Genomic DNA, 21,241 nt, shown 5'->3' on the forward strand with positions numbered 1-21,241 from the left:
GCCAAGTTCATGGCTCCGGTCCGTCGTGGGCACGGCCGTTGCTCCCGCAGTCAACGGTCGGGCCTTGGCGGCCCTCCCTGCACGTCCGCGTGTAGTTGCGCAGACCGCGGCGCCGGCCGGGGCGCCTCCGCGCCCCGTCCGGCCAAGGCCGCGACGCGACCGTCCCGGCCGCGAACAACCACCGCCCAGCCGACCGCCCCCAGCACCCCGCCGGTCAGGACGCCTGCGGGGTTACCCGTGTCAGCGACGCCCTCGCCGCCGGGTGGCCGCGGGCGACGGCAGGTCGGTCGGTGGCGCGTAGAGCCGTGTCGGTCTGGACGGCCCGCGGGGTCGTCTGCGCCGGCGACGCTCTCGCCGCCGAAAGCCGGTGGACGACCGCTGCTCAGCTGGCGGCTCGCAGCGCTGTGCCGGTCAGGAAGGGCCTGCTGGGTCGTCCGCGCCGATGACGGCCATCGCCGCCGGAGAGACCGCGGGCAACCACTGCCCAGCCGGCCGCTTGCAGCACCCCGCCGGTCAGGACGGCCGTCAGTACCGGCGACGCCTCCGCTGCTGGGAGGTCGTGGTCAACCCGCTGCCCAGCCGGCGGCTCGCAGCGCCCGTGTGAGAGAGCGGGGCGTCAGTACCGGCGCCGCCGCCGCTGACGAGAGACGGCTGCTGGTCAGCCTATGGCTTGGAGCGCGGCGTCGGTCAGGACGGTCTCGAGGGTTGTCAGTACCGTGGACGCCTCCGCCAGGGAGAGGTGGTGGGTGTCGGCGTAGCAGGTGAGCGCGGTGGCCGGGCCGGCGTCGTCGGCGTGCACGAACAGGCGGCTCGACGGGGTGTCCTTGAACGGCGTCCAGTCGAGGGTCCGGCGGGTCACGGCCTCCCGCAGCGAGCCCCGCGCCGGCGGCGGGACGGGGCCGCGGCGGTCGTTGAGGTGGAAGTCGACCCGGAACTGCGGGCCGCGCTCCGCCGCGATCCGCGCGACCAGGGATTCCTTCGACGCCGTGTCGTAGTACGCGTGCTTGTAGGCGGTCGTCGCCGCTCGCTGGGCGCCCGCCACGACCTGCTCGAACGTGGCGTCGGCGACGTCGACGAGGCACAGGCCAGGCTGGGCGACCGGCGCGACCACGTCCGCCAGCCCGGGGCGGAAGCGGTTGCTGGTCACCAGCAGCACCGGCACCGGGTCGACGCCCGCGCAGCGGCGCACCGCGACCGCGAACCCGGCGAGCAGCGTGGTGGAGGGGTCCGCGCCGGTCCGGTCCGCGAGGACCCGCGTGGCGAGGGGGATCGCGGGGGAGACCAGGCGGCCCTTCCAGTGCCGGGGCCGCTCCCGCCGCCGGGACGAGCGGGGCCACGGCGGCGGCATCGCGCGCAGGACCCGCTCCCAGTGCCGCAGCGCGCTGCGGCTCTGCCGCGCGCCGGCGTCCGACGCCTGCCAGCCGGCCTGTTCGAGGGGCTGCATGCCGCTGACGGGCTCCTGGACCCTCGCGGCGACCTCCCGCAGCATCACCGCGGCCCCGGAGCGGTCCATCGCGATGTGCCAGATCACGGCGCACAGGTGGGTGAGGCGGCCGGCATGGCGCACGACACCCATCCGGATCGGCCAGTCGCTGGTGAAGTCGACGGGTTCGTGGCGGAACCGGTCGAGCATCCGGCCCGCTTCGGCCTCGGCGTCGGCCTCGGTGTCCAGGATCTCCAGCGTGGCGGTGCCGCCGGCCGCGACGACCTGCCGGGGCGTCCCGTCGCCGGCGAACCGCAGCCGCGTGCGCAGCACCTGGTAGCGGCCCATGAGGTACCGCAGCTCGGCCGCGACGTCCTCGACGGACCGGCCAGGGGGCAGCGGCGTCACCCCGCCGAGCGGCAGCTGCTCGCCGAACCTGGTCATCGACGCCCAGATGTCCCGCTGCCCCCATGACAGGGGCGCCTCACCCGCGCCTGCACCCTCGAAGGCGACCAAGATTCGCATCCGTGGATGTTACGGGCGGCGACGGCTTCACAACAATCGGACATCATGCAAACCTGGCGCGCCGCGGTGGAGGCAGACTGTCGTACCTTGCGACTAGGGTTGTGGGCATGAGTGTGCGGCGCGTGATGGGCACTGAGGTCGAATACGGCGTGTCGGTGCCCGGCCAGCCGGGAGCCAACCCGATGGTGACGTCATCCCAGGTGGTCAACGCTTATGGCGCACGACCCGAGCTCACGAAGGGCGGCCGGGCCCGGTGGGACTACGAGGAGGAGTCCCCGCTGCGCGACGCACGCGGGTTCACCTACTCGGGTGCCCTCTACGACCCGGCGGAGGCCCTCGCGGACGAGGACCTCGGCCTGGCCAACGTGATACTGACCAATGGTGCGCGGCTCTACGTGGACCACGCGCACCCCGAATACTCCACGCCCGAGTGCACCAACCCGCGTGACATCGTGCTGTGGGACAAGGCCGGCGAGCGGGTGATGGCCGAGGCGTCCCGCCGCGCGGCCACGATCCCGGGGACGCTGCCGATCCATCTGTACAAGAACAACACCGACAACAAGGGCGCCAGCTACGGCACGCATGAGAACTACCTCATGCGGCGGCAGACCCCGTTCGCCGACATCGTCATGCACCTCACCCCGTTCTTCGTCACCCGGCAGATCGTGTGCGGGGCGGGCCGGGTCGGCATCGGGCAGGACGGGTCCGGCCCCGGCTTCCAGATCTCCCAGCGGGCCGACTTCTTCGAGGTCGAGGTCGGCCTGGAGACCACGCTGAAGCGGCCGATCATCAACACCCGCGACGAGCCGCACTCCGACGCCGACAAGTACCGGCGGCTGCACGTCATCATCGGCGACGCCAACCTGTCGGAGATCTCCACCTACCTCAAGGTCGGCACGACGTCGCTCATCCTGGCGATGATCGAGGACAAGGCGCTGCCGGGCGACCTCGGCATCGCCGACCCGGTGACCGAGCTCAAGGCGGTCAGCCACGACCCGTCGCTGAAGCACCTGATCCGTATGCGCGACGGCCGGCGGCTGAGCGCGCTGGACATCCAGTGGGCGTTCTATGAGCGGGCCCGCGCCTACGTGGACTCCCGGCAGGGGTCCGATGTCGACGAGCAGACCGCCGACGTGCTCGAGCGCTGGGAGAGCGTGCTGGACCGGCTCGGCCGCGACCCGATGCTGTGCGCCGGCGAGCTCGACTGGGTCGCCAAGCTCCGCCTCCTGGAGGGCTACCGCGAGCGCGAGTCGCTGGGCTGGTCCTCGCACAAGCTGCAGCTGGTCGACCTGCAGTATTCCGACGTCCGCGCGGAGAAGGGCCTCTATCACCGGCTGGTCGCCCGCGGGTCGATGCAGACGCTGTTCACCGAGGACGAGATCCAGCGCGCGATCGTCGAGCCGCCGGACGACACCCGGGCCTACTTCCGCGGCCGGTGCCTGGCGAAATACCCCGCCGAGGTGGTTGCGGCGAGCTGGGACTCCGTCATCTTCGACGTGGGCAGGGAGTCGCTGGTGCGGGTGCCGATGATGGAGCCCGAACGAGGGACCAAGAAGCACGTTGGTGCACTGTTCGACAAATGCCCGAGCGCGAAGGATCTGCTCGAAGCGATCACTTCCGGGTAAGTTCGATGCAGCGGTTGTTTGGTGGTCCCCCGAGGAGGATGAGACATGGCGACGAGGGATACGGGCGGGCAGTCCCAATCCGGTAAGTCGCGGCGCGACGAGGAAGAGGACGTCGCCGCGCCCGAGGTCAACCCTGAGACAGCCGAGCGGGTCGAGCAGCTTGGCGAGGACGTCGACGACCTCCTCGACGAGATCGACTCGGTGCTCGAGGAGAACGCCGAAGAGTTCGTCCGCGGATACGTGCAAAAGGGCGGCCAGTAGCCGTCACTGAGAAGGCCCCGTCGGTCCGGACGCATCCGGGCCGACGGGCGTATTGTTTGGTCAACTACAGTCGATCATCCTTGTGAAGGGAGCTCCGTTGCCGACGGGTCTTGACCACTCTGGGCGTCTGCCGGCCGCGTTCCACGCCGCGGGGACCTCGTCGTTCAGCGAGTTCCTGTCGGCCGTCGCGCCCGAGATGCTCCCGGGTCGCCGGCCGCTGCCGCCCGGCATGGCCGCCGACGTGAGCGCGCACGCGACCACGATCGTCGCCATCACCTGTGCCGACGGTGTGCTCATGGGCGGCGACCGGCGCGCGACGATGGGCAACCTCATCGCCCAGCGCGACATCGAGAAGGTCTTCGCCGCCGACGCCTACTCGCTGGTCGGCATGGCCGGCACCGCCGGGTTCGGCCTGGAGATGATGCGCCTGTTCCAGGTCGAGCTGGAGCACTACGAGAAGATCGAGAGCTCGATGCTCTCGCTGGAGGGCAAGGCCAACCGCCTCGCCACCATGGTCCGCAACAACCTGGGCGCCGCGATGCAGGGCCTGGCCGTGGTGCCGCTGTTCGCCGGGTTCGACGTCGACGCCAAGTCCGTCGACAAGGCCGGGCGCATCTTCAGCTTCGACGTCGCCGGCGGCGTCTACGAGGAGCGCGGCTACGACTCGATCGGCTCGGGTTCGCTGTTCGCGAAGTCGTCGATGAAGAAGCGGTACAAGCCCGGCATCACCACCGCCGAGGCCGTGAAGATCGCCGTCGAGGCGCTCTACGACGCCGCCGACGACGACACCGCGACCGGCGGCCCCGACCTGCTGCGCGGCATCTTCCCGGTCATCATGACGGCCACCGTCGAGGGCACCCACCGGCTCACCGACGAGGAGACCCGCGCGGTCGCCGAGGCCGTCATCGCCGAGCGCGCCGACAACCCGGGCGTCTGAGCCCTCCGTCCCCCCGCCCCCGTCAGCCAGCTCCCACGTCAGAAGGAGAACCCGCCCCGTGGCCATGCAGTTCTACGCCTCGCCCGAGCAGATCATGCGGGATCGCTCGGAATACGCGCGCAAAGGCATCGCGCGCGGTCGCAGCGTCGTGGTGCTCAGCTACGAGGGCGGCGTCCTCTTCGTCGCGGAGAACCTGTCGACCGCCCTGCACAAGGTCAGCGAGATCTACGACAGGATCGGCTTCGCCGCCGTCGGTCGCTACCCCGAGTTCGAGAACCTGCGCTCGGCCGGCGTCCGGCTCGCCGACCTGCACGGCTACTCCTACGGCCGCCGCGACGTCACCGGGCGCCAGGTCGCCAACGCCTACGCCCGCACCCTCGGCGCCATCTTCACCCAGGAGCAGAAGCCGTACGAGGTCGAGATCTGCGTCGCCGAGGTGGGCGCCACCGCCGACGGCGACGAGCTCTACCGCATCACGTACGACGGCTCCGTCCAGGACGAGCCCGGCCTCGTCACCATGGGCGGCCAGTCCGACACCATCTCCGGCGCCGTGAAAACCCGCCTGCGGCCCGACCAGACGCTCGCTGAGGCCCTGAAGCTCGCGGTCGAGGGTCTCGGCAGCGTCGGCGGCGAGGGCGGCCAGCCGAGGAAGCTGGCGGCCAACCAGCTCGAGGTCGCCGTTTTGGACCGGCACCGCCCGGGCCGCACGTTCCGCCGGCTGACGGGCCTCGCCCTCACCGCCATCCTGGACGACCCGGCGAAGGCCGAGTCGGTCGAGGAGGGCCTGGAGGACAAGCCACAGCCGCCGGCCTCCCCGAGCACCCCCGCCGACAACGCCAGCGGCCCCGCCCCGGAGACGGAGACGGAGACGGACAAGCCCACCTCTTGACCGGCCGACGTCCAGCCGTACCACCGCGCGAGCCTCCTCCGGGAGGCTCGCGCGTTGTCGTTCCGGGCACATGCCGCACCGGCGTTCTTGATCGAGTAGCGGATCCGGCTACGTGGACGACCGGATCCGCGATTCGATCAACTGGCGGCCGGAGACGCCACGGGTGGGGGCGTGGACGGAAGTCTGACGGGCGTCGTACATTGGAGGCATGCCGTACCGCTGGTGGCCGGCGACGCTGGCGGCGCTGGTCGGGATCACCGACGTCGAGGTGCTGGAGGCGCTGAACGCCGACCGGCGGCGGCCGCTGCCGGGCTTCGCGTTGGGGATTCCGGCGCTCAGCATCTGGGCGCGGACCGAGGCGGGCCGGGCGCTGATCGTCGTGGTGAAGCAGGAAGGCCAGTTCAGCTGGGGGATTCTCGGAGCGCGGGACATGACCCCTGACGAGCTCGCCGAGTTCGAGAAGTGGGAGGCGAGCGCAGCATGAGCACCGATCCGCTCAGCGAGCAGCAGATGGACGCCATGGTGGCGGCGGTCGCGGCAGGGGAGTTCACGTTCGACCGGGGGGCGCCGACGCCGGCGCTGCCACCGAAGCCGGACGCGGAGGTCATGGCCGTCTACTCGATGCGCCTGCCGTCGGACGTGGCGCAGCGCCTGGCCGCGGTGGCGAAGAGCAAGGGCGTGAAGCCGTCGACGTTGATGCGGCAGTACGTCGAATGGTGCCTGGCCACCGAGGTCAACGACCGGCCGATCTCGCTCACCGACGCACTGCGCGCCCTGACCCAGCTGCGCCCGGCCGCGTAAGCCCGCCTGCGGCGGCAACCGCCGGCTGCGGAACCCCGCCTGCGGCGGAACCCCGCCGGCCGCGGAACCTCGGCAGCCGCGGAGAACCCGGTGGCGGTACACCCGCCGGCAGCACGGCCGACAGTGATGGAGCCGGCCGCGGTACACCAGGCGGCAATGCACCCTGCGGCAGGAACGGCAGCAGGCCTGCGGCGGGGAAACCCGGCAGCGGGCGAGCCGGCCGCCTGAAGAGACTGCAGAGCCAGGCGGCCGGGACGCGGCGACGTCAGGTGCGGATCAGGGCCAGGAGCAGCACGATGCCCGCGCGGCCCAGGTAGATCGTGGACTTCATCGGCGAGGCGCTCGGGGTGCCCGCCATCCGGGGGCGCATCGCCACCGGGATCTGGGTGATCCGGTAGCCGGAGCGGGCGACCCGGACGAGGACCTCGATCGTGTCGCCCAGGTACTCCGCCGGGTACCAGTGGGCGAAGAACTCGATCAGCTTGCGGTTGCAGGCCCGGTGCCCGGACGTGGTGTCGCTGAGCTTCGTGCGGGCCAGCCGGGACAGCACCGCCGAGAGCATCCGCATCGCCCACTTGCGCGGGCCGGTGACGCTGTAGCCGCCCTCGCCCGCGAACCGGGCGCCGATGACCAGGTCGTGCTCGTCGAGCGCGTCGACGAGCTTCGGGATGTACCGCGGGTCGTGCTGCCCGTCGGCGTCGACCTGGATGGCGACGTCGTAGCCGTGGTCGCGGGCATACCGGTAGCCGGTGCGCATCGCCCCGCCGACGCCCAGGTTGAACGGCAGCCGGGCCACGATCGCGCCGGCCGAGGCGGCCCGCACGGCGGTGTCGTCGGAGGAGCCGTCGTCGACCACGATGATGTCGACGCCGGGCAGCTCGCCGCGGACCTCGGCGACGACGTCGGCGATGGAGCCGGCCTCGTTCCAGGCCGGGACGATGATCAGGACCTTCTTACCGTTGATCATCAGAGGCCCCAGCGGGAAGGTCCGAGGACGGGGACAGGGGGGCCGGCACGGCGGACGATTCGCGGGGGCGGCCGAGCTCGCTGCGCAGCAGGGCCAGGTCCTCGGCCAGGGTCCGGGTCTCCTCCTCCAGGCGGCTCACCTCCCAGCTGAGGTGCACCGTGACCATGAGCAGGAACACGATGCCGAGGAAGAGCACGAGGCTCACCCCGGACTTGATGCCGAGCGCCTCGGCCACGTTGTTGATGATGGGCGGGAAGAACGCCATCGGCAGGATCACGATGCTGACGGCCAGCCAGAGGATCGCGTACTTCTCCTGCAGCTGGCGCCGCCGCAGCAGCTCGACCATGAAGGCGAGGACCGCCAGGGCGGTCACGCCCGTGACGATGATGAGCTTCACGCCGCACCCCCACTGCCGACGGCACCCACGCCCGCCGCGAACGCGGGCTCGCGCAGCGCCTCGGCCAGCATGCTATGCCAGTCCCGCATCGGCGCCATCCCCGCGACGGCCCACCGGTCGTGGCCGAGGACGCTGTACGAGGGCCGCGCGGCCGGCGTCACGTAGGCCGCGCTGGTCGTCCGCCGGACCCGCGCGGGGTCGAGCCCGCACAGCTCGAACACCGCCTGCGCCAGCCCGTGCCACGTGGTCTGCCCCGAGGCCGTGCCGTGGTAGATCCCGGCGGGGGCGGCGGAGTCGGCGAGCTCGACGAGCCGGACCGCCAGGTCCCGCGACCAGGTCGGCTGGCCGACCTGGTCGTCGACCACGTCCAGGAAGTCGCGGGTGGCGGCGAGGCGCAGCATCGTCTTGACGAAGTTGCGGCCCTGCGCGCCGTAGAGCCAGGCGGTGCGCACCACGTACCCGGAGTCGGGCAGCGTGGTCAGCACGCTGGTCTCGCCGAAGAGCTTGCTGTGCCCGTAGGCGTTCAGCGGCTCGGTCGGCGCGTCCTCGGCGTACGGCGACGTCCCGGCGCCGTTGAACACGTAGTCGGTCGAGACGTGCACGAGCCGCGCACCGTAGGCGCGGCACGCCTGAGCGAGCACCGTCACGCCCGTGCCGTTGACGGCGAGCGCGGACTCGTAGGCGCTCTCCGCGCCGTCCACGTCGGTCCACGCCGCCGCGTTGAACACCACGTCGTGGCCGTCGACCAGGGCGTGGACCGCGTGCGGGTCGGTGATGTCCAGGTCGGCGCGCTTCAACGCGGTCACCGCCCGGCCGTCCAGCGCCGCCAGGAGGTCCTGGCCGAGCATCCCGCCGGCGCCGGTGACCAGGTAACGGGTCACAGCGCCGCGCGCGTCTTCAGGGGCTCCCACCAGGAGCGGTTCTCCTTGTACCAGGCCACCGTCGCCGCGATGCCGTCCTCGAACGTGACGGCCGGCTCGTAGCCCAGCTCGTTGCTGATCTTCTCGTGGCTCAGCGAGTAGCGCCGGTCGTGGCCCTTGCGGTCCTCGACGGGACGCACCGCGGACCAGTCGCGGCCGGTCGCCTCGAGGAGCACCTCGGTCAGCTCCTTGTTGGTCAGTTCGCGCCCGCCGCCGATGTTGTACACCTCGCCGGCGCGGCCCTTCTCCAGCGCGAGCTGGATGCCGGCGCAGTGGTCGGAGACGTGCAGCCAGTCGCGGATGTTGCCGCCGTCACCGTACAGCGGGACCTGCCGGCCGTCGATGAGGTTGGTGACGAAAAGAGGGATGACCTTTTCGGGGAACTGGTAATGGCCGTAGTTGTTGGAGCAGCGGGTGACCACGACCTCCATCCCGTGGGTGCGGTGGTAGGCGAGCACCAGCAGGTCCGAGCCCGCCTTCGAGGCCGAGTACGGCGAGTTCGGCTGCAGCGGCCACTCCTCCGTCCACGAGCCCTCGTCGATCGACCCGTACACCTCGTCGGTCGAGACGTGCAGGAAGCGGCCGACACCCGCGCGGCGCGCCGCGTCGAGCAGGACCTGGGTGCCGATGACGTTGGTGGTCACGAACGGCCCGGCGCCGAGGATCGACCGGTCGACGTGCGACTCCGCGGCGAAGTGCACGACGGCGTCGTGGCCGGGCATGAGCTGCTCCACCAGGTCGGCGTCGCAGATGTCACCCTCGACAAAGTCGAACGAACCGGCCACGGATGCCAGATTGTCCCGATTGCCGGAATAGGTGAGCTTGTCGAGCACGGTCACGGCCGCGCCGGCATAGGCCGGGTAACCGCCTCCGAGGAGGGTGCGGACGTAGTGGGAGCCGATGAACCCGGCACCGCCGGTGACGAGGATTCTCACGGGATCGGGAGTCTAGTGCACCCACCTGGACGCTGAGTCGACCGAGGGTGTCGACTACCCGTAAGGTGGCCGGGTGCGTGGCATTATCCTCGCCGGTGGCACCGGCTCCCGCCTCTGGCCGCTGACAAAAGCGGTGTCGAAGCAGCTCATGCCCGTCTTCGACAAACCGATGATCTACTACCCGCTGACCACGTTGGTGATGGCCGGGGTCCGCGAGATCCTCGTCATCACCACCCCCGAAGACCAGGATCAGTTCCAGCGACTGCTCGGCGACGGCACCCAGTGGGGCCTCGAGATCAGTTACGCGGCGCAACCGCGCCCCGAGGGGCTCGCCCAGGCGTTCATCATCGGCGCCGACTTCATCGGCGACGACACCGTCGCGCTGGTGCTCGGCGACAACATCTTCCACGGCGCGCTGCTGGGCCAGCGCCTCGCCGACAACGCCGAGCTCAAGGGCGGGCGGGTGTTCGCCTACCCGGTGGCCAACCCGCAGGACTACGGCGTCGTGGAGTTCGACGCCGACGGCAAGGTGCTGTCGATCGAGGAGAAGCCAGCACGCCCGAAGTCGCGGTACGCGGTGCCTGGTCTGTACTTTTACGACAACCGGGTGGTGCAGATCGCCCGGGAGCTCAAGCCCAGCGACCGCGGCGAGCTGGAGATCACCGCGGTCAACGCCGCGTACCTCGAACGCGACGAATTGCACGTGGCAATCCTGGATCGCGGCACGGCGTGGCTGGATACGGGTACGTTCAACACGATGGTCCAGGCCGCCGAGTTCGTCCGGGTGATCGAGGAGCGGCAGGGCCTGAAAATCGGCTGCGTCGAAGAGGTCGTCTGGCGAGCGGGCTTCATCGATGACGCACAGCTGCGGGCATTGGCGGAGCCGTTGCGCAAGAGTGGCTACGGCGATTACCTGATCCATTTGCTCGATTGGGAAGCCTGACCGCCGCCCGCACAATGAGCCGACCGAGCCAGCCAACGACACTGCGACGGGTGGGGCCGCACACGTGAAGTTCCGTCAGCTTTCGATCGCCGGTGCCTGGGAGATCACCCCGGTGCTGCACGGCGATCCCCGTGGGTTGTTCCTGGAGTTCTACCGGTTCGAGCAGCTCAGTGCCGAGGTCGGCCACCCGTTGCGGCTGGCGCAGGGCAACGTGTCGGTCTCCGGGCGGGGGGTCGTGCGCGGTATCCACTTCGCCGACGTGCCGCCCGGACAGGCCAAGTACGTCACCTGCACCAGGGGCGCCGTGCTGGACGTCGTCGTCGACATCCGGGTCGGATCCCCGACATTCGGCCGGTGGGAGGGCGTGCAGCTCGACGACGTCGACCGCCGCGCGCTCTACCTGAGCGAGGGTCTGGGGCACGGGTTCTGCGCGCTCACCGACGACGCGACGATCACCTACCTGTGCTCGGAGACCTACAACCCGACGGGGGAGCACGGCATCCACCCGCTCGACCCGGATCTCGGCATCGTCTGGCCCGTCGACGAGCCGCAGCTGTCCGCCAGGGACGCCGTGGCGCCGTCGTTCGCGCAGATGCGGGCCGAGGGACGGCTGCCGGACTTCGTCACCTGCGAGGCGTATACACAAAGTCTGCGGGCGCAATAGGGTCACAACGGCGCTCAGGCGGCTAATGTTCCTACATGGACCGGCGAATTTTCGGCCTTGAGACCGAATACGGGGTCACGTGCACCTATCGGGGACAGCGCCGCCTGTCGCCTGACGAGGTCGCCCGCTATCTGTTCCGGCGCGTCGTGTCGTGGGGCCGTTCCAGCAACGTGTTCCTGCGCAACGGCGCGCGCCTCTACCTGGATGTCGGCTCCCACCCGGAATACGCGACGCCCGAGTGCGACTCGGTGCCCGACCTGGTCACCCACGACCGGGCCGGCGAGCGGATCCTCGAAGGCCTGCTGGTCGACGCCGAGCGTCGGCTGCACGACGAGGGGATCGCGGGCGAGATCTACCTGTTCAAGAACAACACCGACTCCGCCGGCAACTCGTATGGCTGCCACGAGAACTACCTGGTCAGCCGGCACGGCGAGTTCGGACGTCTCGCCGACATCCTGATCCCGTTCCTGGTCACCCGCCAGCTCATCTGCGGCGCCGGCAAGGTGCTGCAGACCCCGCGCGGCGCCGTGTACTGCCTGTCGCAGCGCGCCGAGCACATCTGGGAGGGCGTCTCCTCGGCGACCACCCGGTCCCGCCCGATCATCAACACCCGCGACGAGCCGCACGCCGACGCCGAGCGCTACCGGCGGCTGCACGTCATCGTCGGCGACTCGAACATGAACGAGGTCACCACGCTGCTCAAGGTCGGCACCGCCGACATCGTGCTGCGGATGATCGAGGCCGGCGTCGCCATGCGCGACCTCTCGCTGGAGAACCCGATCCGCGCCATCCGGGAGGTGTCCCACGACATCACCGGCCGCCGCCGGGTCCGCCTCGCCAGCGGCAAGGAGGTCAGCGCGCTGGAGATCCAGCAGGAGTACTTCGACAAGGCCACCGAGTTCCTCGACCGGCGCGGCGCCGACGCGCCGACCAAGCGGGTCATGGAGCTGTGGGGGCGGGTGCTCAACGCGGTCGAGACCGGCAACCTCAAGAGTGTCGAGCGCGAGATCGACTGGGTGACCAAGCTCGGCCTGATCGAGCGCTACCAGACCAAGCACGACCTGCCGCTGTCGCACCCGCGGGTCGCGCAGATGGATCTGGCGTATCACGACCTGCGCCGCGGACGGGGCCTCTACGGCCTGCTCGAGCGCCGCGGGAAGGTCGACCGCGTCTCCAGCGACCTGGACATCTTCGAGGCGAAGGAGACCCCGCCGCAGACCACGCGGGCCCGCCTGCGGGGTGAGTTCATCCGGCACGCGCAGGAGCGCCGCCGCGACTTCACCGTCGACTGGGTCCACCTGAAGCTCAACGACCAGGCGCAGCGCACCGTGCTGTGCAAGGACCCGTTCCGGGCCTACGACGAGCGCGTCGACCGACTGATCGCCAGTATGTGAACGTTGGGTTAGGCTGGCCGGCGCTATGGATGACAACCCCGCCGGTCAGCCCGCCCCTTCCGAGGACCCGAAGCCGAAGGCGAGCGAAAACCCGGACAAGCCGCGGTCCAACCGTCACGGTCGCCGGCTGCAGCGCATCCGCGAGGAGATCGAGCGCAACCGGACCGACGGCCCGGCCATCCCGACCTGGGTCCTGGCGCTCACCCTGGTGCTCATCATCGCCGTCATGGCCGCCCTGGTGGTGTACTCGTGAGCGGCCAGCGGAGCGTCTCGGGCCGCGAGCCGGGGTTGCAGGGTTCGGTCGCGGTGGCGCCGGAGCGCAGCGGAGGCGGCGCCGTGAAGCGGCTGCTCGCGGCCGGGGCGATCTGCATTCTGCTGGCCGGCTGCACGGACGACGGCGAGCGCCGCACTCCGCTGCCCGCCGTCCCGACGTCCGGCGGCGAGGCGTCCGCGCTGCCGCTGCCGTCCCCGTCGCTGCCCCCGGTGGTCGTCTCCGACGGCTGCCAGGGCCTGATCACCCCCGCCCAGGTGCAGAAGTCGACCGGGCTGTCCGTGCAGGCGAGCGCCGGTGACGGCGCCGCCGCCGTCGCGCAGTACGGCCAGGCCGTGCAGAGCCTCGGCCTCAACGCCCAGGCCCGGATGTGCCCCTTCGGCAACGGTGGCGGCGACCAGGTCACGATCGTCGCGCTCACGTTCCCCGACGCTGCCCAGTCGCAGAAGCTCTGGACGACGATCAAGTCCCTCGAGGCCGTCGGCGGTGTCGGCGAGGCCGCACTCAGCGACAGGTCCAAGACGCTGCTCGCCCGCCGCGGCAAGGCGATCGTCGCGGTCTACCTGGTGGTCGCCGCGGCCCCGGAGGCCAACCACCTGAGCCAGCTGCAGTCAGTCGCCAACGCCGCCCTCGCCAAGGCCTGACGGCAGGCTCTGGGCTGCCGCCGCCCGTCCGGCCGCCGCCGCGGCGAGGAAGTAGGCGCGGTCCTCCTCGTACCGGCGACCCATCGTCGACAGCCGCACCGGCAGCGCCAGCAGGGCGGGCTCCAGGTCCTCGGCCACGGGCGTGACGATGCGGTGCGGCGGACACAGCGGCCGCAGCTGCTCGTGTACGACCAGCGCGAGGTCGGCCTCCAGGTCCGACGGCACGACGAGGTCGGCCGGCGCGAGCGCGACCCGCCCGAACGCGGTCAGGCTGTGGTGCGACACCCCGCGGTGCCGGGGTCGGGGGTCCGCGCCGGAGATGCGGGGCGCGGCGACCGGCCGGCCGCTCAGCGCCGCGACCGCGTTGACGGCCTCGCCCGCGGCGACCCCGGAGAAGCCCCACGACGTGCCGGTGCCCAGGTTGCCGGGGCCCTGCGTGACGATGGCCAGGTCGGCGCCGAGACCGTGGCGGGCGGCGAGCAGGCCGCTGTGCACGTTGGTCGACTCCAGGTCGCCGCCGAACGCCTGGCCGGTGGTGACCGTGCCGGCGAGCAGCGGGCGCAGGGCGTCGACGGTGCGGGAGAACCAGGCGGGCAGCGCGCCGCCGTCGGTCATCACGTACGCGACCTTCGCCGAAGGCCGGTCGGCGTGGACGCCGGCGAGGATGGCGGGGAGCGCGGAGTGCAGGTCTGCGATCACCACCGGCATTCCGGAAATGTCGGAATTGTTGGCCAGCGCGTCGCGAAGCGGCGAGGCCTCCTCGTCGGCGGCCAGGACGACCGCCTGCAGCGGCGTGTAGCGCGCCTTGACCACGTGGCCGGGGGCGTCCACGTCGTCGGGCAGGCGGTCCGGGATCGCGACGACCAGGGCGTACCCGCCGGTGCCGAGACTCAGGGCGAGCGCGTTGACGTTCAGCAGCACCCGGTCACCGACCTGCGGCGTGCCCACCAGGGCCGGGTAGGCGAGCGCCCGGACCCGCTCCGGGTCGTCCGGCCGGCGCGCCTCGAGGGCCACCTCCACCTCGACGCTGCCGTGCCACGATGTACGGGGCGCGACGACCGTCCCCCAGCGCCAGCGGATCATCGGGACAACCTACCGTGTCTGCGCGCCGTGACCGCGTCGTGACGTAACGAACCGTCACCGCACGGGCGACGCCGCACGGGCGTTCGGGCTGGTAGGTTCGCTGGCGTGTCGCGGACCCGAACCGAGCGCCTGGTCAATCTGGTGATCTGCCTGCTCTCGACACGCCGCTTCCTGACCGCCGGTCAGATCGCCTCCATCGTGCCCGGTTACGAGCACGACCCGGAGGACGAGCGCGACCACGAGGCGTTCCAGCGCAAGTTCGAGCGGGACAAGGCCGAGCTGCGCGAGCTCGGCGTGCCCCTGGAGATCGGCACGCCCTCCGTGTGGGACAACGAGCCCGGCTACCGCATCGCCCGTCGCGAGTATGCGCTGCCCGACATCCCCCTGGAGCCCGACGAGGCGGCGGCCGTCGGCATCGCCGCGCGGCTGTGGCAGCAGACCGGCCTCGCCGCCGCCGCGTCATCCGGCCTCGCGAAGCTGCGCGCCGGCGGCATCGACGTCGACCCGCACGCCACCCTCGGCGTCGAGGCGGTCGTCACCGTCGACCCGGCCTTCGAGCCGCTCACCGCCGCCGTCCGCGACCGGCAGGCGGTCACGTTCGACTACCACGTGCCCGAGCGCGACACCGCCCGCGCCCGCAAGCTGCAGCCGTGGGGCGTCGTCTGCTGGCGCGGCCGGTGGTATGTCGTCGGCCACGACCTGGAGCGCGGGGCTGAGCGGTGCTTCCGGCTGTCCCGGATCGTCTCCGGCGTCCGGAGGGTGGGCCGGCGCGGCGCCTACGAGCCGCCGAAGGTCGACCTGATCGCCTACGTCGCGAAGACGAGCGGCCCGGTCGAGCGCACCAGCCCGGCGACGGTCCTCGTGCGGCCCGGCCGCGCGGCGGGCGTGCGCCGCTGGGCGGAGTCGTGCGTGGCCACACCCGAGGGCGACCGGCTCACGCTGCGCTACGCCGACATCGACTTCTTCGCCGGCTGGCTGGTCGGGTATGGCGCCGACGTCGTGGTGCTCGACCCGCCGCCGCTGCGCGACGAGGTCGTCAAGCGCCTCAAGGAGATCGTCGCTGGCGCACCTTCCGAGGCCCGCGCGGAGGTTGCGGTATGACCACGTCCGTCGACCGGCTCGGCCGGCTGCTCAACCTGGTGCCCTACCTGCAGGCCCGGCCGGGGATCACCCTCGCCGAGGCGGCCGCCGACCACGACATCACCGAGCGCCAGCTGCGCGAGGACCTCGAGCTGCTGTGGCTGTGCGGCCTGCCGGGCTACGGTCCCGGTGACCTGATCGACATGGCGTTCATCGGCGACGGCGTCACCGTCATGTACGACGCCGGCATCGACCGCCCGCTGCGCCTCACGCCGGACGAGGCCCTCGCGCTCATCGTCGCGCTCCGCATGCTCGCCGAGACCCCCGGCGTCGGCGAGCGGGACGGCGTCCACCGGGCCCTGGCGAAGATCGAGCACGCGGCCGGCGACCTCGCCGACGCGGCCGTGGCAGTCCGTCTCCCCGGCAACGCCGACCGCCTCGAGGAGCTGCGCGGCGCCGTCGACCGCCGGCACGCGCTGCGGATCACGTACTACACCGCGACCCGCGACGAGACGACCGAGCGCGTCGTCGACCCGATGCGGGTCCTCGTCGTCGGCCGCTGGGCCTACCTGGAGGCGTGGTGCCGCCGCGCCCAGGCGGTGCGGCTCTTCCGGGTCGACCGGATCGACGCCTCCGCCGAGCTGGACGAGCCCGCCCGCGTGCCGGTGCAGGCGCAGCCGACCGACACGCGCACCGGCACCCTCTTCCGGCCCACGTCCGACCTGCCGCTCATCACGCTGCGGGTGGGCCGGGGCGCGCGGTGGATCACCGAGCAGTACCCGTGCGAGGAGGTCGTGCGGGGTCCGGGGGAGCACTGGACGGTCTCGCTGCGCGCCTCCGACCTGGACTGGGCCCGGCGGATGGTGCTCGGGCTGGGCGCCGAGGTGTCGGTCGTGTCGCCGCCGGAGCTGGTCGCGTCGGTGGCCGCCACGGCGCGCGCCGCGCTCGCCGCCTACGACGCGCCCATCCCGGCACTGCCGTAGCTGGTGGTTTAAGGTCGGTGGGTGCTCTGGTGGATCTCGGGTGGCATCGTCCTGGTAGCGCTGATCGTCCTCATCGCAGTGGTGATGTCGACGGCGGGTCGCTTGCGTCAGTTCGGTAACACCGCGCAGTCCCTGCAGCGCCGGCTCCTCGACGGCGAGAAGCGACTCCAGCCCCACCTGGCCCGCCTGCAGCAGACCGCCGAGGCGATGCAGCCCCGCCTGGCCGCCATGCAGGAGCAGGCGTTGGTCATCCAGGCGCGCCGCGGCGAGCTCGAAGACGCTGACCAGCGCCCCGCCGCTCGCTAACAGTTAAGAAACCTTGCGGATCAACTGGGCAAATAGCACCTTTGTCCGGACGGATGGTTGACGATCGGGCAGTTCAGCGTCAACACTCGTCAGGACTTCAGCGGCCGGACCCCTTCCCGCAACCCGGCCTCTGCCCGTCACCCGAAGTGACCAGTACGATGGGTCGGGCAGCATAAAGACAGTGAGGTGGCTTCACATGGGTGCACTCAAGCCGTGGCACATCATCGTGTTGGTGGTGGTGCTGATCCTTCTGTTCGGCGCCAAGCGTCTGCCTGACGCGGCGCGGTCGCTGGGTCGATCGCTGAGGATCATCAAGGCTGAGACCAAGGGTCTCGCCGAGGACAACGTCGACGCCAAGGCCGAGGCCCAGTCGGGTCGCGCGCCGCTGCAGGGCACGATCGACGACAACCGGCCGTCGCCCGCGCCGACCGTCGACCCCGTCAACCGCGTCCCCGAGCGCTGAGGCACTCGAGCGTCGTGAGCATCCTCGCCAGGCGGCGCCAGGAAAGGGCACCGTCGCAGTTCGAACGCGCCGCAGACGGCTCCATGACCCTCATGGAGCACCTGCGGGAGCTGCGCAACCGCCTGTTCAAAGCCTGTCTCGGCCTGGTCTTCGGCTTCGCCATCGGCTTCTGGCAGTCCGGCAACGCGATCAAGCTGGTCAAGCAGCCGGTCTGCGACGTCATGACCTCCCGCGGCCGGGGGTGTGACTTCGTCCAGCTGGGCGTGGCCGACTTCTTCCTCCTGCAGTTGAAGGTCGGCCTCTGGCTCGGCCTGCTCATCACCGCTCCCTGGTGGATGTATCAGCTGTGGGCGTTCATCGCGCCGGGCCTGCACCGCCACGAGCGCAAGTACGCGTACATCTTCATCTCGATCGCGACCCCGCTCTTCGCGCTCGGCGCGTTCCTCGCCTGGTTCGCTCTCGGCCACGGCCTGGAGTACCTGCTGCCGAGCGAGGACATCGTCCACACCTCGCTGGACATCACCCGCTATGTCGACTTCATCACCACCGGCATGCTGGTCTTCGGCGTCGCGTTCGAGTTCCCGCTGATCGCGATGATGCTCAACTTCGCCGGCATCCTCAGTGGCCGCAAGCTGCTGGGCTGGTGGCGCGCCGTGGTGTTCATCTTCTTCGCCTTCGCCGCCGTCGCCACGCCGACCCCCGACCCGTTCACCATGTCGGGCCTGGCACTGGCCATGTCGTTGCTGTACTTCGGCGCGGTCGGCGTCGCCTTGATCAACGACAAGCGCAAGGGCCGCAACCAGTCCATCTACGCCGACGTCGACGACGACGAGATCTCCTCGATCGACGACCTCGCGCCGGAGCCGGTCGCCGCGGCCACCTCAGTCGGCGGCTACGACCCGATCGAGGCACCCACCCCGGTGGACGGCCCGACGCCGGTCGAGCGTCCGAGGTCCCTCGACAGCCGGTACGACGACATCACCTGACCCACCCCACCCGCTCAGCCCCGACGCCCGCCGCGCATCAGCCGGCGGGCGTCGTGCTGTCCGCGCCGGGGACCCGGTGCACGAAGTCTTCCGGATCACGAGAAGCGCCGGCCCCAGCTCCGGTCGGCGTGTGCTTCGGCCGGCCTCCGGTCCGGTGTGCCCATTGGTTCGGCCGGTGCCTGGTTCGGCCGGCCATGGGCTCCGGCACGGCGCGCACGCCGCGGGCGCAGCCCCGGTGTGGTCCCGGTGGGCGGGGAAGGCCCTGGCATCCTCGCGTGGACATCGGGCCGCTCGCCAATCCGACCGCCGGTGAAGGGCGGCGGGCCGGACTGCTGCCTGAGGCCGCCGGGGTCGACTTGCGGCATGCGTGCCTGGAGTGCAGGCGCGGCCGTTTCTGGCTGTCCACTGCCGAGTTGGAAACCTGCTGAGGAGACGACGCGAGTGGCCAGTCGCCGCGCTCACCGTCCGGCCCGGACGGTGAGCGACCACCGGATGCGGCGCGCACGCGCCGCTTGCCCTGCCACGCGCCTCAGCGCGGGCAGTGCGCCGCGGAGCGGCGCATTGGGGTGCGGGTGAGAATCCCCGCCGGGCCCCGCCGCGTCAGCGGTGGGGGAGTCACCGCCTAGCATCCGTGCGATGGACATCGCGTTGCTCGCCAATCCGACCGCCGGTAAAGGGCGGCGGGCCGGACTGCTGCCTGAGGTCGTGGCGCGGCTCAAGGCCGGTGGGCACGCGGTCGACGTGGTCACCGCGACCAGTCGGGACGGCATGGTGGAGCAGGGCAAGGCGGCCGTCCTGAGCGGCCGGGCCGTGGTCGCGATGGGCGGGGACGGCACGGTGCACCTCGGGCTGCAGGCGGTGGCCGCGACGGGGGCGCCGTTCGGGATCGTGCCCGCCGGGACCGGCAACGACTTCGCGGTCCGGCTCGGGCTGCCGGGGGACACGCTGCGGGCGGCCGAGGCGATCGCGGCCGGCACGACCACGAGGAGCGTGGACCTCGCGCGGGTCGAGGGGGCCGACGGGACCACGGCGTGGTTCGGGGCGGTCATGGCGGCCGGGTTCGACGCGTTCGTCAACGAGCGGGCCAACCGCATGCGCTGGCCGCGTGGTCCCCAGCGGTACAACCTGGCGATCGTCGAGGAGTTGCTGGCGTTGCGCAGCAGGTCGTACACCATGCGGATCGACGACGAGGAGAGCGTCTTCGACTCGGTGCTGGTCGCGATCGGCAACACCGAGAGTTACGGCGGTGGCTTCCGGATCGTGCCCGGAGCCGACCCCACCGACGGGCTGCTGGACGTGGTCGTCGCCGAGCCGCTCGGCAGGGCGACGCTGATGCGCCTGCGGCCCAAGGTGTTCAAGGGGACGCACGTGCACGACCCGCGGGTCAGGACGTTCCGGGCGCGCAGGATCGAGCTGGCCGCCGAGGGGGTCACGGCGTACGCCGACGGGGAGCGGATCTGCCCACTCCCCGTCACGGTCGAGTGCGTGCCCGGTGCCTTGCGGCTGATCGTCTAGGCGGCGTTGTGGATGCGGACGGTGACGCCGTTCGCGGACGGGGTGGTGGAGACGTCCGACTCGGTCACGCCGTCGGGCAGCGAGAAGCTGCGGCTGAACGAGCTGGAGCTGGACGAGCTCGACGAGAACGTCGCGCCGCCCTCCTCGTGGTGCGACGAGGTGCTCGTGCCGCCGCCGCCCTTGATGGTGAGGCGGCCGCCGGAGACCTGGACGTCGACGTTGCTCGGGTCGACGCCGTCGACGGTGATGACGAGGTCGTCGCCCTCGGTCGTGGTGGAGACGGAGGCGGAGTGGGCGCGCGAAGCGGCGTGGTCGACCTCGGACTCGATGCGGGCAAGAGCTTCTGACGGGTTCCAACGGCCTAACGGCATGATGATCCTCCGGAAGGAAGGTAGTCGACGTATCCCCTGCACTGTGGCCGCCTGGCCGGGAGCCGACAAGCGCACAGGCGGTCTTGCGACAATGGTGCCCAACGGCCGCAAGGTTTAAAGCAGGCGCAGCACCGCGCCCAGGCCGTGAACTTTGCCCGGGTCACTCTCCGGGATGACGAGGACGCTGCAGCCCGCCGCGGCGGCGCCGGCGTCGGCGGGCGAGTCGCCCACCATCAGGGTCCGCTCCGGGTCGGTGCGCAGCGCCGCGCAGGCCTTCCAGAAGATGGCGGGGTCCGGTTTGCAGCGGCCCACCTCGTACGAGAGGACGAACTCGTCGACCAGGTCGGCGAAGCCCAGCTGGCCGGCCAGGTCGCGCAGGTCGAAACCGATGTTGGAGACGACCGCGACCGGCACGCCACGCGCCCGCAGCGCCTGGAGGGTCGGGACGGTGTCGGCGTACAGCTGCCAGCCGTCGGCGATGAGCAGCCGGTCGTAGAGGGCCTGGGCGAGGTCGGCGTCGACGGTCGCGGCCAGCCCTTCGTATGCGGCCCGGTGCGCGGCGACGGACAGGTCCCGGTCGGCCCACACCTCGGCGAGGTGCGCCGGCACGCGGTGCGGCTTCGGCCCGCCGGCCCGCCCGGCCGTCATCAGCCGGTCGGCGAGGACCGTGGCCTTCCCACGGTCCAGGGTGGTGCCGAGGCTCGAAGCCGCCGCCGTCACCCACCTGACGGGGTCCTCCACCTGCGCGATCGTCCCGTGGAAGTCCAGGAGCACGGCCTCGACGGGCCGCCATGTACTTGGTGGTTCAGCGCTTTCCGGCACGCCAGCACGATACCCATGAGCGGATCCGGGCATCTT

The 21,241-nt window shown here is 71.3% G+C and carries 25 protein-coding genes; 17 read left to right on the forward strand and 8 right to left on the reverse strand.

Annotated features, from left to right (window positions below):
* Positions 1-658: 658 nt before the first annotated feature.
* The gene (locus ABD332_RS13435; protein ID WP_344502170.1) at positions 659-1,948 is read right to left on the reverse strand and encodes a condensation domain-containing protein; all 1,290 of its coding nucleotides are present in this window, start codon (positions 1,946-1,948) and stop codon (positions 659-661) included.
* A gap of 107 nt (positions 1,949-2,055) precedes the next feature.
* Here ABD332_RS13435 and dop point away from each other — a divergent pair, with 107 nt between their 5' ends.
* The 6 genes from dop (at position 2,056) to ABD332_RS13465 (ending at position 6,461) form a co-directional block, all read left to right on the forward strand.
* Positions 2,056-3,573 (forward strand): depupylase/deamidase Dop, encoded by a 1,518-nt coding sequence (gene dop, locus ABD332_RS13440; RefSeq protein ID WP_344502171.1) that lies wholly within the window; start codon positions 2,056-2,058, stop codon positions 3,571-3,573.
* Between the two features lie 45 nt (positions 3,574-3,618).
* Positions 3,619-3,834: a ubiquitin-like protein Pup gene (locus ABD332_RS13445; protein WP_033362892.1), complete on the forward strand. Its 216-nt coding sequence runs from the start codon at positions 3,619-3,621 to the stop codon at positions 3,832-3,834.
* Positions 3,835-3,931: 97 nt separating this feature from the next.
* On the forward strand, positions 3,932-4,771 hold the full coding sequence (gene prcB / locus ABD332_RS13450; protein ID WP_344502173.1) for a proteasome subunit beta: 840 nt from the start codon (positions 3,932-3,934) through the stop codon (positions 4,769-4,771).
* 58 nt (positions 4,772-4,829) lie between these two features.
* The gene (gene prcA, locus ABD332_RS13455; RefSeq protein WP_344502174.1) at positions 4,830-5,660 is read left to right on the forward strand and encodes a proteasome subunit alpha; all 831 of its coding nucleotides are present in this window, start codon (positions 4,830-4,832) and stop codon (positions 5,658-5,660) included.
* Positions 5,661-5,868: 208 nt separating this feature from the next.
* The gene (locus ABD332_RS13460) at positions 5,869-6,144 is read left to right on the forward strand and encodes a hypothetical protein (protein WP_344502175.1); all 276 of its coding nucleotides are present in this window, start codon (positions 5,869-5,871) and stop codon (positions 6,142-6,144) included.
* Positions 6,141-6,461 (forward strand): hypothetical protein, encoded by a 321-nt coding sequence (locus ABD332_RS13465; RefSeq protein WP_344502176.1) that lies wholly within the window; start codon positions 6,141-6,143, stop codon positions 6,459-6,461. Before ABD332_RS13460 ends, ABD332_RS13465 begins: the two co-directional genes overlap by 4 nt.
* A gap of 265 nt (positions 6,462-6,726) precedes the next feature.
* On the opposite strand, the gene ABD332_RS13470 is transcribed toward ABD332_RS13465, so the two are convergent.
* The 4 genes from ABD332_RS13470 to rfbB are packed head-to-tail and all read right to left on the reverse strand — an operon-like array spanning position 6,727 to position 9,680.
* On the reverse strand, positions 6,727-7,428 hold the full coding sequence (locus tag ABD332_RS13470) for a glycosyltransferase family 2 protein (protein WP_344502177.1): 702 nt from the start codon (positions 7,426-7,428) through the stop codon (positions 6,727-6,729).
* Complete coding sequence (locus tag ABD332_RS13475) at positions 7,415-7,825, reverse strand: DUF2304 domain-containing protein (RefSeq protein ID WP_344502178.1); 411 nt, start codon at positions 7,823-7,825, stop codon at positions 7,415-7,417. The genes ABD332_RS13470 and ABD332_RS13475 overlap by 14 nt, the downstream gene beginning before the upstream one ends.
* Positions 7,822-8,706 (reverse strand): dTDP-4-dehydrorhamnose reductase, encoded by an 885-nt coding sequence (gene rfbD / locus ABD332_RS13480; protein ID WP_344502179.1) that lies wholly within the window; start codon positions 8,704-8,706, stop codon positions 7,822-7,824. Before rfbD ends, ABD332_RS13475 begins: the two co-directional genes overlap by 4 nt.
* Positions 8,703-9,680 carry a dTDP-glucose 4,6-dehydratase gene (gene rfbB, locus ABD332_RS13485; RefSeq protein WP_344502180.1) on the reverse strand — a complete coding sequence of 326 codons (978 nt, stop codon included), beginning with the start codon at positions 9,678-9,680 and terminating at the stop codon, positions 8,703-8,705. The genes rfbD and rfbB overlap by 4 nt, the downstream gene beginning before the upstream one ends.
* A gap of 73 nt (positions 9,681-9,753) precedes the next feature.
* On the opposite strand from rfbB, the gene rfbA reads away from it, so the two are divergent.
* The 5 genes from rfbA (at position 9,754) to ABD332_RS13510 (ending at position 13,596) form a co-directional block, all read left to right on the forward strand.
* The gene (gene rfbA, locus ABD332_RS13490; RefSeq protein ID WP_344502181.1) at positions 9,754-10,623 is read left to right on the forward strand and encodes a glucose-1-phosphate thymidylyltransferase RfbA; all 870 of its coding nucleotides are present in this window, start codon (positions 9,754-9,756) and stop codon (positions 10,621-10,623) included.
* A gap of 64 nt (positions 10,624-10,687) precedes the next feature.
* The gene (locus ABD332_RS13495) at positions 10,688-11,287 is read left to right on the forward strand and encodes a dTDP-4-dehydrorhamnose 3,5-epimerase family protein (RefSeq protein WP_344502182.1); all 600 of its coding nucleotides are present in this window, start codon (positions 10,688-10,690) and stop codon (positions 11,285-11,287) included.
* Between the two features lie 35 nt (positions 11,288-11,322).
* Positions 11,323-12,681, forward strand: coding sequence for a Pup--protein ligase (gene pafA / locus ABD332_RS13500; RefSeq protein WP_344502183.1), 1,359 nt, complete (start codon positions 11,323-11,325; stop codon positions 12,679-12,681).
* A 25-nt stretch (positions 12,682-12,706) separates the two neighbouring features.
* Entirely contained in the window at positions 12,707-12,934 is a 228-nt protein-coding gene (locus ABD332_RS13505; RefSeq protein ID WP_344502184.1) for a hypothetical protein, read from the forward strand.
* Positions 12,931-13,596, forward strand: a complete 666-nt coding sequence (locus ABD332_RS13510; protein WP_344502185.1) for a hypothetical protein — start codon at positions 12,931-12,933, stop codon at positions 13,594-13,596. The genes ABD332_RS13505 and ABD332_RS13510 overlap by 4 nt, the downstream gene beginning before the upstream one ends.
* Here ABD332_RS13510 and ABD332_RS13515 read toward each other — a convergent pair.
* Positions 13,564-14,679, reverse strand: a complete 1,116-nt coding sequence (locus ABD332_RS13515) for a DUF3866 family protein (RefSeq protein WP_344502186.1) — start codon at positions 14,677-14,679, stop codon at positions 13,564-13,566. The genes ABD332_RS13510 and ABD332_RS13515 overlap by 33 nt on opposite strands.
* A gap of 105 nt (positions 14,680-14,784) precedes the next feature.
* Here ABD332_RS13515 and ABD332_RS13520 point away from each other — a divergent pair, with 105 nt between their 5' ends.
* From ABD332_RS13520 to ABD332_RS13545, 6 genes are all read left to right on the forward strand, one after another.
* Positions 14,785-15,780: a helix-turn-helix transcriptional regulator gene (locus ABD332_RS13520; protein ID WP_344502187.1), complete on the forward strand. Its 996-nt coding sequence runs from the start codon at positions 14,785-14,787 to the stop codon at positions 15,778-15,780.
* The gene (locus tag ABD332_RS13525; RefSeq protein ID WP_344502188.1) at positions 15,777-16,742 is read left to right on the forward strand and encodes a helix-turn-helix transcriptional regulator; all 966 of its coding nucleotides are present in this window, start codon (positions 15,777-15,779) and stop codon (positions 16,740-16,742) included. Before ABD332_RS13520 ends, ABD332_RS13525 begins: the two co-directional genes overlap by 4 nt.
* Positions 16,743-16,763: 21 nt before the next feature.
* A complete protein-coding gene (locus tag ABD332_RS13530) occupies positions 16,764-17,048 on the forward strand; it encodes a hypothetical protein (protein ID WP_344502189.1) in 285 nt (94 codons plus the stop codon).
* Between the two features lie 196 nt (positions 17,049-17,244).
* Entirely contained in the window at positions 17,245-17,511 is a 267-nt protein-coding gene (gene tatA, locus ABD332_RS13535) for a Sec-independent protein translocase subunit TatA (protein ID WP_344502190.1), read from the forward strand.
* A gap of 83 nt (positions 17,512-17,594) precedes the next feature.
* Positions 17,595-18,497, forward strand: a complete 903-nt coding sequence (gene tatC / locus ABD332_RS13540) for a twin-arginine translocase subunit TatC (RefSeq protein ID WP_344502191.1) — start codon at positions 17,595-17,597, stop codon at positions 18,495-18,497.
* Between the two features lie 636 nt (positions 18,498-19,133).
* Positions 19,134-20,012: a diacylglycerol kinase gene (locus ABD332_RS13545; RefSeq protein WP_344502192.1), complete on the forward strand. Its 879-nt coding sequence runs from the start codon at positions 19,134-19,136 to the stop codon at positions 20,010-20,012.
* Here ABD332_RS13545 and ABD332_RS13550 read toward each other — a convergent pair.
* Positions 20,009-20,383 (reverse strand): Hsp20 family protein, encoded by a 375-nt coding sequence (locus ABD332_RS13550; RefSeq protein WP_344502193.1) that lies wholly within the window; start codon positions 20,381-20,383, stop codon positions 20,009-20,011. The two genes, ABD332_RS13545 and ABD332_RS13550, sit on opposite strands and share 4 nt — an antisense overlap.
* Positions 20,384-20,497: 114 nt before the next feature.
* Positions 20,498-21,238, reverse strand: a complete 741-nt coding sequence (locus tag ABD332_RS13555; RefSeq protein WP_344502194.1) for an HAD family hydrolase — start codon at positions 21,236-21,238, stop codon at positions 20,498-20,500.
* Positions 21,239-21,241: the final 3 nt, after the last annotated feature.

It is taken from the genome of Dactylosporangium maewongense, from assembly GCF_039531485.1.
Lineage (GTDB): Bacteria > Actinomycetota > Actinomycetes > Mycobacteriales > Micromonosporaceae > Dactylosporangium > Dactylosporangium maewongense.

Coding starts and splice junctions, on each gene's coding strand:
- ABD332_RS13435 (WP_344502170.1), bottom strand. CDS start 1,948: ATGCGAATCTTGGTCGCCTTCGAGGGTGCAGGCGCGGGTGAGGCGCCC.
- dop (WP_344502171.1), top strand. CDS start 2,056: ATGAGTGTGCGGCGCGTGATGGGCACTGAGGTCGAATACGGCGTGTCG.
- ABD332_RS13445 (WP_033362892.1), top strand. CDS start 3,619: ATGGCGACGAGGGATACGGGCGGGCAGTCCCAATCCGGTAAGTCGCGG.
- ABD332_RS13460 (WP_344502175.1), top strand. CDS start 5,869: ATGCCGTACCGCTGGTGGCCGGCGACGCTGGCGGCGCTGGTCGGGATC.
- ABD332_RS13465 (WP_344502176.1), top strand. CDS start 6,141: ATGAGCACCGATCCGCTCAGCGAGCAGCAGATGGACGCCATGGTGGCG.
- ABD332_RS13470 (WP_344502177.1), bottom strand. CDS start 7,428: ATGATCAACGGTAAGAAGGTCCTGATCATCGTCCCGGCCTGGAACGAG.
- pafA (WP_344502183.1), top strand. CDS start 11,323: ATGGACCGGCGAATTTTCGGCCTTGAGACCGAATACGGGGTCACGTGC.
- ABD332_RS13505 (WP_344502184.1), top strand. CDS start 12,707: ATGGATGACAACCCCGCCGGTCAGCCCGCCCCTTCCGAGGACCCGAAG.
- ABD332_RS13515 (WP_344502186.1), bottom strand. CDS start 14,679: ATGATCCGCTGGCGCTGGGGGACGGTCGTCGCGCCCCGTACATCGTGG.
- ABD332_RS13525 (WP_344502188.1), top strand. CDS start 15,777: ATGACCACGTCCGTCGACCGGCTCGGCCGGCTGCTCAACCTGGTGCCC.
- tatA (WP_344502190.1), top strand. CDS start 17,245: ATGGGTGCACTCAAGCCGTGGCACATCATCGTGTTGGTGGTGGTGCTG.
- tatC (WP_344502191.1), top strand. CDS start 17,595: ATGACCCTCATGGAGCACCTGCGGGAGCTGCGCAACCGCCTGTTCAAA.
- ABD332_RS13545 (WP_344502192.1), top strand. CDS start 19,134: ATGGACATCGCGTTGCTCGCCAATCCGACCGCCGGTAAAGGGCGGCGG.
- ABD332_RS13550 (WP_344502193.1), bottom strand. CDS start 20,383: ATGCCGTTAGGCCGTTGGAACCCGTCAGAAGCTCTTGCCCGCATCGAG.
- ABD332_RS13555 (WP_344502194.1), bottom strand. CDS start 21,238: ATGCCCGGATCCGCTCATGGGTATCGTGCTGGCGTGCCGGAAAGCGCT.